Here is a 14,855-nt window from a genome sequence, read left to right as displayed (position 1 = left end):
GCCTCCCCCTTTGGAAAAGGGGGAGGGGAGGGGGATTTTGCGGCGGTGGCTGACCGAAGGCTGCTGAAATCCCCCCTGGCCCCCCTTTTGCAAAGGGGGGAATGTGGCGTGGGGGTGATCGATTCGCATCACGCAGCCAACAAGGTGTCGCTGAACAGCCCGAGGTGGTGGTCGGTGTTGCCGAAGGTCAGCTCGATCATGGTCAGGCGCTTGAAGTAGTGGCTGACGTTGAGCTCGTCCACCACGCCCATGCCGCCGTGCAGCTGCACCGCCTGCTGGCCGACGAAGCGCGCCTGCTGGCCGATGTAGGCCTTGGCGGCGGAGATGGCGCGGCGGCGCTCGGCGTCGTCGCTGGAATCGGCCTTGACCGCGGCCATCATGGCCATCGAGCGGGACTGCTCGGTGGCGATGACCATGTCCACCATGCGGTGCTGCAGGGCCTGGAAGCGGCCGATGGGCTGGCCGAACTGCTTGCGCGTCTTCAGGTATTCCAGCGTCGCCTCGTCGAGCGCCGCCATGATGCCGACCGCCTCGGCGCACAGTGCGGCGATGCCGTAGTCGAGCGCCCGCTCGACGAGCGGCAGGGCGCCGCCCTCGGGTCCGACCAGGGCCTCCGCGTCGACGGCGACGTTGTCGAGGCGGATTTCGGCGGCGCGGCTGCCGTCCTGCGTCATGGTGTTGCGCACGGTCACGCCGGACGCCCTGGCGTCGACCAGGAACAGCGAAATTCCCTTGCCGGTGTTCGCCGTGACGAGCAGGCTGTCCGCCGCGCCGCCGCCGAGCACCACGCCCTTGGCGCCGGAGAGCTTCCAGCCGGCGCCATCGGCCTTCGCCGCCGTGTCCACGCGACTGACTTCATAGCGGGCGCCGCGCTCGTAGTGGGCGAGGGCCAGCATGCGCTCGCCGCCGGCGACGGCGGGGAGGATGTCTTCCTTCTGCGCGGCGCTGCCGGCGTCGCGGATGAGGCCGCCGGCGATGACGACGGTGGAGAGGTAGGGCTCGAGCACGAGGCCGCGGCCGAAGGCCTCCATCACCAGCAGGGTGTCGACGGCGTTGCCGTTCAGCCCGCCGAAGTCCTCGGGGAAGGGCAGGGCGAGCAGGCCGAGGTCGGCGAACTGCTTCCAGTGGTCGCGGCTGAAGCCCTCCGCGGATTTCGCCAGTGCGCGGCGCGCTTCGAACGGGTAGTCCTTGGCGATGTAGCGGGAGAGGGTGTCGCGCAGGGCGTTCTGTTCGTCGGTGTAGTTGAAGTCCATTTGTTTATCTCACAGGCCGAGGATCATCTGCGCGATGATGTTCTTCTGGATTTCGTTGGAACCGCCGTAGATCGTCGTCTTGCGGTAGTTGAAGTAGTGGCCGGAGAGCGGCGCGGCGTAGTCGGCGCCGACCGGCTCGCCGGTCCACGCCGCATCGAGCGCCTCGGGCAGCCAGGGCAGGGCGTAGTGGCCGAGCGCCTGCATCTGCAGCTCGGCGATGGTCTGCTGGATCTCGGAGCCCTTGATCTTGAGGATCGAGGCTTCGGGTCCCGGCGCCTTCTTCTCCTTCTCGGCGGAGAGCACGCGCATGTTGGTGATCTCGAGGGCCATCAGCTCCAGCTCGACCTGGGCGATGCGGTCGCGGAAGCGCACGTCCTCGATCATCGGGCGGCCGGCGGACGTCTCCTTGCGGGCGATTTCCTTCAGGTGTTTCAGCGCCGCCTTCGAGCGGCCGACGCCGGCGATGCCGGTGCGCTCGTGGCCGAGCAGGAACTTGGCATAGGTCCAGCCCTTGTTTTCCTCGCCGACGAGGTTCTGCACGGGCACCTTGACGTCCTCGAACCAGACTTCGTTGATCTCGTGCTCGCCGTCGTTCATGATGATCGGCCGCACCGTGATGCCCGGCGTCTTCATGTCGATGAGCAGGAAGGAGATGCCCTCCTGCGGGCGGCCCTCCGAGCTGGTGCGCACCAGGCAGAAGATCCAGTCGGCGTACTGCCCCAGCGTGTTCCAGGTCTTCTGGCCGTTCACCACGTAGTGGTCGCCCTGGCGTTCGGCTTTCGTCTTCAGCGAGGCGAGGTCGGAGCCGGAGCCCGGCTCGGAATAGCCCTGGCACCACCAGTCGCTGCCGTCGACGATGCGCGGCAGGAAGGTGTCCTTCTGCGCCTGGTTGCCGAAGGCCTGGATCACCGGCGCCACCATCTTCAGGCCGAAGGGCAACTGCAGCGGCGCGCCGGCCTCGGCGCATTCCTCCTCGAAGATGTGCTGCTGCACGGCGCTCCAGCCGGTGCCGCCGAACTTCTGCGGCCACATCGTCGCGCCCCAGCCCTTCTGGTGCAGCACCTTCTGCCAGCGCACGAAGTCGTCCTTGGCGAGGCGCTTGCCGGATTTCACCTTGGCGCCGATGTCGGCCGGCAGATGAGAAGCGACGAAGGCGCGCACCTCGGCGCGGAACGCCTGTTCTTCGGGGGTGTAGTTCAAATCCATGCGGGTCGTTCCGTCGAGTGGGTTATTTCTTGGCGGCCTTGGCGGCGGCGTAGGCGTCCTGCGCCGCCTTGCGGTCGGCGTTGACCTTCTGCGCGTGGGGCCGCTCGCCGACCATCTTCAGGTAGGCCTTGGCCTCGGGCAGGAATTCGTCGATGAAGTCGCGGCCGTAGGCCTTCTTCGTCGCCATCGACAGCAGCGGCAGGTGCACGAAGGCGGCGCAGTCGGCATGCGTGAAGTCCTTGCCGCCGATGAAGGGCTCGAAGCGCGCGAGGTGCGTGAGGCTGCGCACGCCCTTCTCCAGCTGTTTCTCGACTTCCTGCTTCGTCTCGTCCGACACGCTGCCGCCGAAGAACACCTCGTAGTAGAGGCGCCGCGCCGGCAGCTCGATGTGCAGCTCGAGGTGCTCGATCAGCTCGCGGATGCGGGCGCGCTCGAAGGGATCCTTCGGATAGAGCGGCGGCTCGGGGTAGACCTCCTCGATGTACTCGGTGAGCACCTGCGATTCGGTGAGCACGCCCTTGTCGGTGCGCAGGAAGGGCACCTTGCCCATCGGGGAATCCTTGCGGAACTCCTCCTTCTGCGAGGGATAGGCGAGCTCCTCCTCGAAGGGCACGCCCTTCTCGAGCAGGGAGAGCTTGACCTTGTTGTAGTAGTTGCTGACGGCGAAGCCGCAGAGCTTGAGCATGGACGTCTCCTTTACGCTTTGGGGGCCGGCTTGAATTGCAGCGCCTTGTACTCGAGGAACTCCTCGAGGCCGTACTTGCCCAGTTCGCGGCCGTTGCCGGACTGCTTGTAGCCGCCGAAGGGCGCCAGTGCGTTGAAGGCGCCGCCGTTGATGTCCACCTGGCCGGTGCGCATGCGGCGGGCGAAGGCGATGGCGCGCTCGTCGCTGCCGGCCCACACCGCGCCGGCGAGGCCGTAGGGCGTGCCGTTGGCGATGCGCGCCGCTTCGTCCTCGTCCTTGTAGGTAACGATCGACAGCACCGGGCCGAAGATCTCCTCCTGCTCGATGGTGCTGCCCGGCTTGACGCGGCCGAACACCGTCGGCTGCACGTAATAGCCCTTGGCGAGTCCCGCCGGCGCGTCGGGGCCGCCGCAGAGAAGTTCCGCGCCCTCGGCGATGCCCTTGCGGATGAAGTCCTGCACGCGGTCGCGCTGGGCGGCGGAAATCACCGGGCCGAGCTTGCTCGTCTCGGCGAAGGGATCGCCGACGGTGAACTTGGCGGCTGCCTCGGCGGCGAGCTTGGCCACCTCGGCGTAGCGCGACTCGGGCACCAGCATGCGCGTGTGCGCCGTGCAGGTCTGGCCGGAGTTGAGGAAGCAGGCGTTCACCGTGCCGCGCACGGCGGCGGCGAAGTCGGCGTCGTCGAGGATCACCGCGGCCGACTTGCCGCCCAGTTCCAGCGCCACGCGCTTGACGGTCTGCGAGGCGAGTTCCGAGACGCGCTTGCCGGCGCGGGTGGAGCCGGTGAAGGAGACCATGTCCACCTCGGGGTGGGTGACCATCGCCTCGCCGACCACCGGACCGAAGCCGGTGACGAGGTTGAAGACGCCCGCCGGCAGGCCGACCGAATCGATGACGTCGGCGAGGATGAAGGCGTTGAGCGGGGCGACTTCCGAGGGCTTCAGCACCACGGTGCAGCCGGCGGCCAGCGCCGGCGCGACCTTGGCGGCGATCTGGTGCAGGGGGTAGTTCCACGGCGTGATGGCGGCGACGACGCCGATCGGCTCGCGCACGACCAGCGAGTGGCCGACCTTCTCCTCGAAGGCGAAGTCGCCGAGCATGCGCGCGTACATGCCGAAGGTGCCGATGGGCGAGCCGGCCTGGATCAGCGTGGAGAGTTTCAGCGGCATGCCGACCTCGCCGGAAATCGTGCGGGCGATGTCCTCGGTGCGCGCCTTGAGGCCCTCCTGGATCTTCTTGAGGAAGGCGGCACGCTCGGCGACCGGCGTGGCGGCCCAGCCGTCGAAGGCGCGGCGCGCGGCGGCGACGGCGGCATTCACGTCGGCAGCATCGCCTTCGGGGATGCGCCCCATCACCTCTTCGGTGGAGGCGCTGATGACGTCGATGGTTTTCTTGCCGGAGGGGGCCGTCCAGCGGCCGTCTATATACAGCTTGTCTCTGTTTTCCATGGGGGTGTCCGCTCGTGTTGTTTACAAAATGCGAATCGAACGATACCATGCTTTCGAATAAAGCGAAATACGATTCCGCACAGCGAAACTTCACGCAATCAGCACAAGCAAGGACCTGCACTTATGACCCAAGCTGCCTATTCGACCCACGGCGCCATCGCACTGATTTCAATGAACAACCCGCCGGTCAACGGCCTCGGCTACGAGCTGCGCAGCGGCATCGTCGCCGGCCTCGACCAGGCCCTGGCCGACCCGAAGATTTCGGCCGTCGTGCTGATCGGCAACGCCAGGGCCTTCTCCGGCGGCGCCGATATCCGCGAGTTCAATTCGCCCAAGGCCCTGGCCGAGCCGAACCTGAACACGGTGATCCGCATCGTCGAGGCCAGCAGCAAACCGGTGATCGCCGCCATCGGCGGCGCCTGCATGGGCGGCGGCCTCGAGCTGGCGCTCGGTTGCCATTACCGCGTTGCAGTGGCCGGGGCGCAGATCGCCCTGCCGGAAGTGAAGCTCGGCATCCTGCCCGGCGCCGGCGGCACGCAGCGCCTGCCGCGCCTGCTCGGTCCCGAGGCGGCGCTCAACATGATCGTCTCCGGGACCATCGTGCCGTCCGAGCAGCTGAAGGGCACGCCGCTCTTCGACGAATTCATCGACGGCGACCTGCAGGCCGGCGCCCTGGCCTTCGCCGAGAAGGTGGTGAAGGAGAAGCGGCCGCTCAAGCGCGTGCGCGATCTGAAGATCGACTACCCGAACGCCGACGCCTTTTTCCAGTTCGCCCGCAACACCGTCGGCGCCATCGCCAAGAACTTCCCGGCGCCGCTGAAGTGCGTCGACGCCGTCGCCGCCGCGGTCACCAAGCCCTTCGACGAGGGCATGAAGCTGGAGCGCGAATCCTTTGTCTACCTGGTGCAGACGCCCGAGTCGAAGGCCCTGCGCCACGCTTTCTTCGGTGAGCGCGCCGCCTCGAAGATCGGCGATGTGCCGGAAGACACGCCGACGCGCGCCATCGCCAGGGTCGGCGTCATCGGCGCCGGCACCATGGGCGGCGGCATCACCATGAACTTCCTCAATGCCGGCATCCCGGTCGCCATCCTCGAGACCAAGCAGGAGGCGCTGGAGAAGGGCGTCGGCATCATCCGCAAGAACTACGAGAACTCGCTGAAGAAGGGCAAGCTGACGCAGGAGAAACTGGACCAGCGCATGGGCCTCCTGAAGCCGACGCTGTCCTACGACGACCTGAAGGACTGCGACCTCATCATCGAGGCCGTGTTCGAGGAGATCGGCGTCAAGGAGCAGGTGTTCAGGAAGCTCGACGAGGTCGCCAAGCCCGGCGCCATCCTGGCCAGCAACACCTCGACGCTGGACGTGAACAAGATTGCCAATTTCACCAAGCGCCCGCAGGACGTGGTCGGCATGCACTTCTTCAGCCCGGCCAACGTCATGAAGCTGCTGGAAGTGGTGCGCGGCGCCGCCACCGCCAAGGACGTGCTGGCCACCGTCATGCAGATCGCCAAGAAGATCAGGAAGACGGCCGTCGTCTCCGGCGTCTGCGACGGCTTCATCGGCAACCGCATGATCGAGCACTACGGCCGCGTCGCCGGCTTCCTCGTCGAGGAGGGCGCCACGCCCTGGCAGGTGGACAAGGCCCTCGAGAAATGGGGCATGGCGATGGGTCCCTTCCGCATGGGCGACCTCGCCGGCAACGACATCGGCTGGGCCATCCGCAAGCGCCGCTACGTCGAGAAGCCCGACGTGAAGTACGCGAAGATCGCCGACAAGCTGTGCGAGCTGGGCCGCTTCGGCCAGAAGACCGGCTTGGGCTGGTACCGCTACGAAGCGGGCAAGCGCGACGCCATTCCCGATCCGGTAGTCGAGAAGCTGATCGAGGACTATCGGGCGGAGCAAGGCATCGTGCCGCGCAAGATCGGCGACGCCGAGATCGTCGAGCGCTGCATCTTCGCCCTGGTGAACGAGGCGGCGCGCCTGCTCGAGGAGGGCATAGCCCAGCGCGCCTCGGACGTCGACATGGTGTACCTCACCGGCTACGGCTTCCCGCTGCACCGCGGCGGCCCGATGCTCTACGCCGACCAGGTCGGCCTCTACAACGTCGTGCGCGCCGCGCAGCGCTTCGCCGCCGAATCGGGCGACAAGTTCTGGCAGCCGGCGCCGCTGCTGGCGAAGCTCGCCGCCGAAGGCAAGACCTTCAATTAAGAATTCCAGGAGCAGACAATGACCGATGCAGTGATCGTTTCCACCGCCCGCACCGCGCTCGCCAAATCCTGGCGCGGCAGTTTCAACATGACTCACGGCGCCACGCTCGGCGGCCACGTCGTCAAGCACGCCGTCGAGCGCGCCGGCGTCGACCCGGCCGAGGTCGAGGACGTCATCATGGGCTGCGCCACGCCCGAGGGCGCCACCGGTTCCAACATCGCGCGGCAGATCGCGCTGCGCGCCGGCCTGCCGGTGACGGCCGCCGGCGTCACGGTGAACCGCTTCTGCTCCTCGGGCCTGCAGACCATCGCCATGGCGGCGCAAAGGGTGATCGTCGACAAGGTGCCGGTGATGGTGGCCGGCGGCGTCGAGTCCATCTCCTGCGTGCAGAACGAGGCCAACCGCCACATGATCATGGAGGCCTGGCTGAAGCAGAACAAGCCGGAGGTCTACTGGCCGATGCTGCAGACCGCTGAAACCGTCGCCAAGCGCTACAACATCGCCCGCGAGCTGCAGGACCAGTACGGCGCGCGCAGCCAGCAGCGCGCCGCCGCCGCCCAGGCCGCGGGCAAGTTCGACGACGAGATCGTGCCGATCACCGTCACCGCCGGCATCGCCGACAAGGCGACGGGCCGCCTGTTCACCAAGGAAGTGACGGTCTCCGCCGACGAGGGCATCCGCGCCGACACCACCTACGAGGGCGTGGCGAAGATCAAGCCGGCGATTCCGGGCGGCGTCATCGCCGCCGGCAACGCCAGCCAGTTCTCCGACGGCGCCTCGGCCTGCGTGGTGATGGATGCGAAGCTCGCCGAGAAGCGCAACCTCAAGCCGCTCGGCATCTTCCGCGGCTTCGCCGTCGCCGGCTGCGAGCCGGACGAGATGGGCATCGGCCCGGTCTTCGCCATCCCGCGCCTGCTCGAGCGCACCGGCGTGAAGCTCGCCGACGTCGGCCTGTGGGAACTCAACGAGGCCTTCGCCGTGCAGGTCATCTACTGCCGCGACAAGCTGGGCATTCCGGATGAGTACCTCAACGTGAACGGCGGCGCCATCGCGGTGGGCCATCCCTACGGCGTTTCCGGCGCGCGCCTGGTCGGCCATGCGCTGATCGAGGGCAAGCGCCGCGGCGTCAAGTACGTCGTCGTCACCATGTGCATCGGCGGCGGCCAGGGCGCGGCGGGTCTCTTCGAAGTTTGTTAAGGGGTAACGACATGAACGTGAAGAAACTGTTCGACCTCACCGGCAAGGTCGCCCTCATCACCGGCGGCTCGCGCGGGCTCGGCCTGCAGATGGCCGAAGCGCTGGGCGAGATGGGCGCCAGGGTGGCGATCACCGCGCGCAAGGCCGACGAGCTGAAGGAGGCCGAAGCGCACCTGAAGGGCAAGGGCATCGAGGTGCTGACCGTCACCAACGACCTCTCGAAGTTCGACCAGATCCCCGGCATGGTGGATGCCGTGCTGGCGAAGTTCGGCACGATCGACATCCTGGTGAACAACGCCGGCGCCACCTGGGGCGCGCCGGCCGAGTCCTATCCGGACGAAGCCTGGAACAAGGTGATGAACCTCAACATCAACGCCATGTTCTTTTTGAGCCGGGAAGTCGGCAAGCGCTGCTTCATTCCGAAGAAGTCCGGCAAGATCATCAACATCGCCTCGGTGGCGGGGCTCTCCGGCAGCCCGCAGGGCATGTACACCGTGGCCTACAACACCAGCAAGGGCGCGGCGGTGAACTTCACCCGCACGCTGGCGGCGGAGTGGGGCCGCTACAACATCAACGTGAACGCCATCTGCCCGGGCTTCTTTCCCTCGAAGATGTCGCAGGGACTGCTCGACCAGATCGGCGACCGCATCGTCTCCGTCACGCCGCTCGGCCGCCTCGGCGGCGACGAGGACCTGATGGGCACGGTGGTGTTCCTCGCCTCGGAGGCCTCGCGCCACATCACCGGCCAGTACATCGCCGTTGACGGCGGCGCCTGCATTTCCAAGTGAAGCGCGCCAAGTTCTTCGGGCTGGACATTCCCTTCATCGACCTGCTGCAGGCGAAGGCCGAGCACTGGGAGAAGGGGCGGGCGGTGGCCTCCGTCGTGGTCCGCCCGGAGCTGCACAACAGCTGGCAGTACGCCCACGGCGGCGTGGTGATGACGCTGCTCGACGTCACCATGGGCTCGGCGGCGCGCAGCATGGTGCCGCACGCGGCCGGCGTGGTGACGGTCGATATGAGCGTGAGCTTCATCAGCGCCGGCCACGGCCGACTGACGGTCGAGGCGCGCGTGCTGCGCAGCGGCGCCTCGATCATCTTCTGCGAGGGCGAAATGCGCGACGAAGCCGGCGAACTGGTGGCGAAGGCGATGGCCTCGTTCAAGGTGAAACGCAAAGTCAGTCCCGGCGAGACGGCGACATAAGGAGAATATCCATGAGCGAAACCAACAAACAGATCCTCCTCGCCAGCCGGCCGACCGGCTGGGTCGAGGAAACGAACTTCAAGCTGGTCGAGACCCCGGTGCCGGCCATCGCCGACGGCCAGGTGCTGGTGCGCAACCATTTTCTTTCGCTCGACCCCTACATGCGCGGCCGCATGAACGACGCCAAGTCCTACGCTTCGCCGGTGAATATCGGCGACGTCATGATCGGCGGCACGGCGGGCGAGGTGGTGGCCTCGAAGAACCCGAAGTTCGCCGTCGGCGACAAGGTGGTGGGCATGCTGGGCTGGCAGCTCTACGGCATCAGCGACGGCACCCAGCTGATGAAGGTCGACGACCGCCACATCCCGCTCTCGGCTTACCTCGGCACGGTCGGCATGCCGGGCGTCACCGCCTGGTACGGCCTGATGGACATCTGCCAGCCGAAGGCCGGCGAGACGGTGGTGGTGACCGCCGCCTCGGGCGCCGTCGGCAGCGTCGTCGGCCAGCTGGCGAAGATGAAGGGCTGCCGCGCCGTCGGCATCGCCGGCGGGACGGAGAAGTGCCGCTACGTCGTCGACGAACTCGGCTTCGACGCCTGCGTCGACTACAAGGCCGGCAATCTCTGGAAGGACATCAAGGAAGCCACGCCGAAGGGCATCGACTGCCTGTTCGAGAATGTCGGCGGCGAGATCTTCGACACCCTGCTCGGACGCATGAACGCCTTCTCGCGCATCGCCCTGTGCGGCCTCATCGCGCAATACAACAGCGAGCCGTACCCGATGAAGAACATCGGCTCGGTGCTGATCAACCGCATCAAGATGCAGGGCTTCATCGTCTCCGAGCACATGGAGCGCTGGCCGACGGCGCTCGCCGAGCTGGGGCAGGGCGTCGCCAGCGGCAAGATCAAGTACCGCGAAACCGTCGCCCAGGGCCTGGAGAATGCGCCGAAGGCCTTCATGGGCCTGCTCAAGGGCGCCAACCTCGGCAAGCAACTCGTCAAATTGACATGAGCGAAAAGTTCACCGGCACGCGTGCCGTCTCGCCGCAGCACGCCTTCGACAGCGGCCGCCTGGCCGACTGGCTGCGCGCCCACGTCGAGGGCTTCGCCGGCGAACTGACCGTCGAGCAGTTCAAGGGCGGCCAGTCCAATCCGACCTTCCTGCTGAGTGCCGGAAACAAGAAATACGTCATGCGGCGCAAGCCGCCCGGCAAGCTGCTGCCGTCCGCCCATGCCGTCGACCGCGAGTACCGCGTCATCTCCGCGCTGGCGCAGACCGACGTGCCGGTGGCGAAGAGCTACGCCCTCTGCGAGGACGATGCCGTCATCGGCACCGCCTTCTACGTCATGGACTACGTCGAGGGCCGCATCCTCTGGGACCCGGCGCTGCCGGGCCTGGCGCCGGCCGAGCGCACGGCCATCTTCGACGAGATGAACCGCGTCATCGCCGCCCTGCACAGCGTGGACTACGCCGCCGTCGGGCTGGCCGACTACGGCAAGCCGGGCAGCTACTTCGCGCGCCAGATCGACCGCTGGAGCAAGCAGTACCGCGCCTCGGAGACGGAGAAGATCGAGGCCATGGACAACCTGATGGCCTGGCTGCCGGCCAACATCCCGGCCGGCGACGAGACCTCCATCGTGCACGGCGACTACCGCCTCGACAACGTCATCTTCCACCCGAGCGAGCCGCGCATCCTCGCCGTGCTCGACTGGGAGCTGTCCACCCTCGGCCACCCGCTCGCCGACTTCGCCTACCACTGCATGACCTGGCGCCTGTCGCCCGGCCAGTTCCGCGGGCTCGTCGGCTACGACCTGGCGGCGCTGGGCATCCCGACCGAGCGCGAGTACGTCGCCCGCTATTGCCAGCGCACCGGCCGCGCCTCGATCCCGGCGGCCGAGTTCGAGTACTACCTCGCCTTCAACATGTTCCGCCTCACCGCCATCCTGCAGGGGATCATGGCGCGGGCGCTGCAGGGCAACGCCTCCAGCCAGGAAGCCGTCGAGACCGGCAAGCGCGCCCGCCCGCTCGCCGAGGAAGCCTGGCGCCAGGTGGAAGCCATATTGGCGGGGAAGCTATGAGGGACGGCGTTTCGATTCCGGCGGCTGTTGAAATCCCCGCTGACTCCCCTTTTGCAAAGGGGGGAAGGAAAGGGAGCCCCCCTTTGAAAAAGGGGGATTGGGGGGATTTGAAGCACGCCTGCGCACACGATTTTCACTAGAGGATCAACATGGATTTCGCACACTCGGAAAAAGTCAGGGCGCTGCAGCAGCGGCTGAACGCCTTCATGGACAAGCACGTCTACCCGAACGAGGCCGCCTTCGAGGCCGAGGTCGAGGAGAACCGCAGGAAGGGCAATCCCTGGGTGCCGACCAAGGTCGTCGAGGGCCTCAAGGAGAAGGCCAGGGCGGAGGGGCTGTGGAACCTGTTCCTGCCCGAGTCGAAGTTCGGCGCCGGCCTGACCAACCTCGAGTACGCGCCGCTGTGCGAGATCATGGGCCGCTCGCCCATCGCGCCGGAAGTCTTCAACTGCTCCGCCCCCGACACCGGCAACATGGAAGTGCTGGTGCGCTATGGTTCGCCGGAACACCAGCAGCAATGGCTGCTGCCGCTCCTCGAAGGAAAGATCCGCTCCGGCTTCGCCATGACCGAGCCGGCGGTGGCCTCCTCGGACGCCACCAACATCGAGGCCAGCATTCGGCGCGATGGCAACGAATACGTCATCAACGCGCGCAAGTGGTGGACTTCCGGCGCGCCCGACCCGCGCTGCAAGATCCTCATCTTCATGGGCAAGACCAGCCCGGACAACGTCAACCGCCACCAGCAGCAGTCGATGATCCTGGTGCCGATGGACACCCCGGGCGTGACCATGCTGCGCGCGCTGACGGTGTTCGGCTACGACCACGCCCCGCACGGCCACGGCGAGGTGGACTTCAAGGACGTGCGCGTGCCCGTCTCCAACATCCTGCTCGGCGAGGGCCGCGGCTTCGAGATCGCCCAGGGCCGCCTCGGCCCGGGCCGCATCCACCACTGCATGCGCCTGATCGGCCTGGCCGAACGCGCCTTGGAGCTGATGTGCAGGCGGGCGCTGAAGCGCGTCGCCTTCCATCGCCCGGTGGCCGACCAGGGCGTCACGCGCGAGCGCATCGCCAACGCCCGCATGCTCATCGACCAGGCGCGCTTCCTCACGCTGAACGCCGCCTGGATGATGGACGTCGCCGGCAACAAGGTGGCGAAGAAGGAGATCGCCATGATCAAGGTGGTGGCGCCGAACATGGCCTGCCAGGTGATCGACTGGGCCATCCAGGTGCACGGCGGCGGCGGCGTCTCCGACGACTTCCCGCTGGCGCATGCCTACGCCCACGCCCGTACCCTGCGCTTCGCCGACGGCCCGGACGAGGTGCATCGCAACCAGATCGCCAAGTACGAACTGGGACGCTATCTAGAAGAGAAGTAATGTCCGGCCGGCACTTCGCCTTCTGGCCGAAGGGCCAGCCGCGCGGCATGAGCGTGCCGGCGACCTCGGTGTTCTACAACGCCGAGGTTTCGGCGGCGCGCTATCCCGACAAGCCCTACCTGATCTTCTACGACACGCCGCTCGGCTTCGCCGAATTCCGCGACGAAGCCGAGCGCCTCGCCGGCTGGCTGCAGCAGGAATGCGGCGTGAAGAAGGGCGACCGCGTGCTGCTCTTCATGCAGAACAGCCCGCAGTACGCCGTCGGCTACTACGGCATCCTGCGCGCCGATGCGGTGGCGGTGCCGGTGAACCCGATGAACCTGACCAACGAGCTGCGCCACTACGTCAAGGACAGCGGCGCCGCGGTGGCGCTCGTCGCGCAGGATCTGTACGCGCAGATGGCGCCGCTGCTGGGCGAGGGGCTGCAGCACATCCTGGTCGCCGCCTACTCCGACTACCTGAAGCGGCCCACCGACCTCGAGGTGCCGGAATTCGTCGCCGCGCCGCGCCGGGAGATTCGGGATGACGGCGTCGCGCTGTGGGCCGATGTCCTCTCCGCCAATCTCCGCCCGGGCCCGTCGACGGCCGGCCCCGACGACCTCTGCGTCATGCCGTATACCTCCGGCACCACCGGCCAGCCGAAGGGCTGCATGCACAGCCACCGCACGGTGATGCACACCCTGATCGCCGGCGAGTACTGGTTCTCCTCGAAGCCGGACCTCGTGCGCCTGGCGGTGCTGCCGTTCTTCCACGTCACCGGCATGCAGAACAGCATGAGCGGGCCGCTGTTCACCGGCGCCACCGTGGTGCTGCTGCCGCGCTGGGACCGCGAGGCCGCCGCCCGGCTGATCGCGCGCTACAAGGTCGGCGCGTGGACGTCCATCCCGACCATGGTGGTGGATTTCCTCGCCAACCCGCGCCTGGGCGAGCACGACCTCTCCAGCATCCAGCGCATGAGCGGCGGCGGTGCGGCGATGCCGGAGGCGGTGGCGCAGAAGCTCATCGACACCCTCGGCGTCACCTTCGCCGAGGGCTACGGCCTCACCGAGACCATGGCGCCGACGCACATCAATCCGCCCGAGCGGGCGAAGAAGCAGTGCCTCGGCATCCCCATCTACGACGTCGACAGCCGTGTCGTCGGGCCTGACTTTCGCGAGCTGCCGCCGGGCGAGGCGGGGGAGATCGTCACCAGCGGACCGCAGGTCTTCCTCGGCTACTGGAACAACCCGCAGGCCACCGCGGCGGCCTTCGCGGAAATCGACGGCAAGCGCTTCTTCCGCACCGGCGACATCGGCCGCATCGACGAGGACGGCTACTTCTTCATGGTCGACCGCGCGAAGCGCATGATCAACGCCTCCGGCTACAAGGTCTGGCCGGCCGAGGTCGAGGCGCTGCTGTACGGCCATCCGGCCATCCAGGAGGCCTGCGTCATCGGCGCGAAGGACGCCCATCGCGGCGAGACGGTGAAGGCCGTCGTGGTGGTCAAGGAAGCGAGCCGCGGCAAGGTGAGCGAGCAGGACATCGTCGACTGGGCGCGCGCCAGCATGGCCGCCTACAAGGCGCCGCGCATCGTCGAGATCGTCGATGCCCTGCCGAAATCCGCCACCGGCAAGATCATGTGGCGGGCGCTGCAGGAGAAGGAAGCTAGCGCAGCCTGAACACCACCGGCAGGAGCACCTCGCGCGCGCCGGCGTCCGGCAGGCGGCCCATGGCGAAGGCGGCCTTCACCGCCGCCTCGTCGAGGATGCGATGGCCGCTGCCGGCGGCGACCTGGGCGTCGCGGACCGTGCCGTCGCCGTCCAGCGTCAGCAGCAGGCGCACCTCGCCCTCGAGGCCCCGCGCCACCGCCTCGGGCGGATAGAACAGCACTTCCGACAGCTTGCGCTGGGCCGCCTCCTCCGGCGTGCGCGGCGCCGCGCGGCGGCTTTTCGCGTCGACGGGTTTCGGCGGCGCCGGCACTGCCCTGGTGGATGCCGTTTCCGCCAGCGTGTCCTTCAGCAGAGGCTCCGGCGGCCGCACCGTGGCGGGCGGCAGCAGGCGCGCGCTGATCGCCGTGTTGCGGAGACTGACTTTTTCCTGCGGCAGGCCGAGGCCGAGCAGGGCGAGGTGCAGGGCCAGGGAGGCCGCCAGGGCGAACGGAAAGCGGAGGGAAGGCAAGGTTTCCAAATCCGGATCAAGACCCCGAAAGCCATATTTTGCTATAA

Annotated in this window: 13 protein-coding genes; 8 read left to right on the top strand and 5 right to left on the bottom strand. The window is 67.4% G+C overall.

The features are described 5' to 3' along the window. Nucleotides 1-128 precede the first annotated feature (128 nt). Genes ROZ00_06720 through ROZ00_06705 form a run of 4 tightly spaced genes read right to left on the bottom strand, consistent with a single transcriptional unit; the run spans nucleotide 129 to nucleotide 4,592 of the window. A complete protein-coding gene (locus ROZ00_06720) occupies nucleotides 129-1,253 on the bottom strand; it encodes an acyl-CoA dehydrogenase family protein (GenBank protein ID MDT3735897.1) in 1,125 nt (374 codons plus the stop codon). 9 nt (nucleotides 1,254-1,262) lie between these two features. After that, the gene (locus ROZ00_06715) at nucleotides 1,263-2,459 is read right to left on the bottom strand and encodes an acyl-CoA dehydrogenase family protein (protein ID MDT3735896.1); all 1,197 of its coding nucleotides are present in this window, start codon (nucleotides 2,457-2,459) and stop codon (nucleotides 1,263-1,265) included. 22 nt (nucleotides 2,460-2,481) lie between these two features. Beyond that, entirely contained in the window at nucleotides 2,482-3,144 is a 663-nt protein-coding gene (locus ROZ00_06710) for a glutathione S-transferase (protein MDT3735895.1), read from the bottom strand. Nucleotides 3,145-3,155: 11 nt separating this feature from the next. Then, nucleotides 3,156-4,592, bottom strand: a complete 1,437-nt coding sequence (locus tag ROZ00_06705; protein ID MDT3735894.1) for an aldehyde dehydrogenase family protein — start codon at nucleotides 4,590-4,592, stop codon at nucleotides 3,156-3,158. Nucleotides 4,593-4,715: 123 nt separating this feature from the next. Between ROZ00_06705 and ROZ00_06700 the strand changes: the two genes are divergently transcribed. From ROZ00_06700 to ROZ00_06665, 8 genes are all read left to right on the top strand, one after another. Continuing rightward, nucleotides 4,716-6,800, top strand: a complete 2,085-nt coding sequence (locus ROZ00_06700) for a 3-hydroxyacyl-CoA dehydrogenase NAD-binding domain-containing protein (protein ID MDT3735893.1) — start codon at nucleotides 4,716-4,718, stop codon at nucleotides 6,798-6,800. 18 nt (nucleotides 6,801-6,818) lie between these two features. Then, nucleotides 6,819-7,997 carry an acetyl-CoA C-acyltransferase gene (locus ROZ00_06695; protein MDT3735892.1) on the top strand — a complete coding sequence of 393 codons (1,179 nt, stop codon included), beginning with the start codon at nucleotides 6,819-6,821 and terminating at the stop codon, nucleotides 7,995-7,997. An 11-nt stretch (nucleotides 7,998-8,008) separates the two neighbouring features. Next, nucleotides 8,009-8,785, top strand: a complete 777-nt coding sequence (locus ROZ00_06690) for an SDR family oxidoreductase (GenBank protein MDT3735891.1) — start codon at nucleotides 8,009-8,011, stop codon at nucleotides 8,783-8,785. Beyond that, nucleotides 8,782-9,198 carry a PaaI family thioesterase gene (locus ROZ00_06685; protein ID MDT3735890.1) on the top strand — a complete coding sequence of 139 codons (417 nt, stop codon included), beginning with the start codon at nucleotides 8,782-8,784 and terminating at the stop codon, nucleotides 9,196-9,198. Before ROZ00_06690 ends, ROZ00_06685 begins: the two co-directional genes overlap by 4 nt. 11 nt (nucleotides 9,199-9,209) lie before the next feature. Then, nucleotides 9,210-10,208 (top strand): NADP-dependent oxidoreductase, encoded by a 999-nt coding sequence (locus tag ROZ00_06680; GenBank protein MDT3735889.1) that lies wholly within the window; start codon nucleotides 9,210-9,212, stop codon nucleotides 10,206-10,208. Continuing rightward, the gene (locus ROZ00_06675) at nucleotides 10,205-11,275 is read left to right on the top strand and encodes a phosphotransferase (GenBank protein MDT3735888.1); all 1,071 of its coding nucleotides are present in this window, start codon (nucleotides 10,205-10,207) and stop codon (nucleotides 11,273-11,275) included. The genes ROZ00_06680 and ROZ00_06675 overlap by 4 nt, the downstream gene beginning before the upstream one ends. Before the next feature lie 149 nt (nucleotides 11,276-11,424). Beyond that, the gene (locus tag ROZ00_06670; protein ID MDT3735887.1) at nucleotides 11,425-12,651 is read left to right on the top strand and encodes an acyl-CoA dehydrogenase family protein; all 1,227 of its coding nucleotides are present in this window, start codon (nucleotides 11,425-11,427) and stop codon (nucleotides 12,649-12,651) included. Next, nucleotides 12,651-14,309, top strand: a complete 1,659-nt coding sequence (locus ROZ00_06665; protein ID MDT3735886.1) for a long-chain fatty acid--CoA ligase — start codon at nucleotides 12,651-12,653, stop codon at nucleotides 14,307-14,309. Before ROZ00_06670 ends, ROZ00_06665 begins: the two co-directional genes overlap by 1 nt. Here ROZ00_06665 and ROZ00_06660 read toward each other — a convergent pair. After that, nucleotides 14,296-14,808 (bottom strand): TonB family protein, encoded by a 513-nt coding sequence (locus ROZ00_06660; protein MDT3735885.1) that lies wholly within the window; start codon nucleotides 14,806-14,808, stop codon nucleotides 14,296-14,298. The genes ROZ00_06665 and ROZ00_06660 overlap by 14 nt on opposite strands. Between the last annotated feature and the right edge of the window lie 47 nt (nucleotides 14,809-14,855).

The organism is Denitratisoma sp., from assembly GCA_032027165.1.
GTDB lineage: Bacteria > Pseudomonadota > Gammaproteobacteria > Burkholderiales > Rhodocyclaceae > Desulfobacillus.
This window is presented reverse-complemented; position numbering and strand designations above follow the sequence as displayed.

Coding starts and splice junctions, on each gene's coding strand:
- ROZ00_06700 (MDT3735893.1), top strand. CDS start 4,716: ATGACCCAAGCTGCCTATTCGACCCACGGCGCCATCGCACTGATTTCA.
- ROZ00_06695 (MDT3735892.1), top strand. CDS start 6,819: ATGACCGATGCAGTGATCGTTTCCACCGCCCGCACCGCGCTCGCCAAA.
- ROZ00_06720 (MDT3735897.1), bottom strand. CDS start 1,253: ATGGACTTCAACTACACCGACGAACAGAACGCCCTGCGCGACACCCTC.
- ROZ00_06715 (MDT3735896.1), bottom strand. CDS start 2,459: ATGGATTTGAACTACACCCCCGAAGAACAGGCGTTCCGCGCCGAGGTG.
- ROZ00_06675 (MDT3735888.1), top strand. CDS start 10,205: ATGAGCGAAAAGTTCACCGGCACGCGTGCCGTCTCGCCGCAGCACGCC.
- ROZ00_06665 (MDT3735886.1), top strand. CDS start 12,651: ATGTCCGGCCGGCACTTCGCCTTCTGGCCGAAGGGCCAGCCGCGCGGC.
- ROZ00_06690 (MDT3735891.1), top strand. CDS start 8,009: ATGAACGTGAAGAAACTGTTCGACCTCACCGGCAAGGTCGCCCTCATC.
- ROZ00_06670 (MDT3735887.1), top strand. CDS start 11,425: ATGGATTTCGCACACTCGGAAAAAGTCAGGGCGCTGCAGCAGCGGCTG.
- ROZ00_06710 (MDT3735895.1), bottom strand. CDS start 3,144: ATGCTCAAGCTCTGCGGCTTCGCCGTCAGCAACTACTACAACAAGGTC.
- ROZ00_06705 (MDT3735894.1), bottom strand. CDS start 4,592: ATGGAAAACAGAGACAAGCTGTATATAGACGGCCGCTGGACGGCCCCC.
- ROZ00_06680 (MDT3735889.1), top strand. CDS start 9,210: ATGAGCGAAACCAACAAACAGATCCTCCTCGCCAGCCGGCCGACCGGC.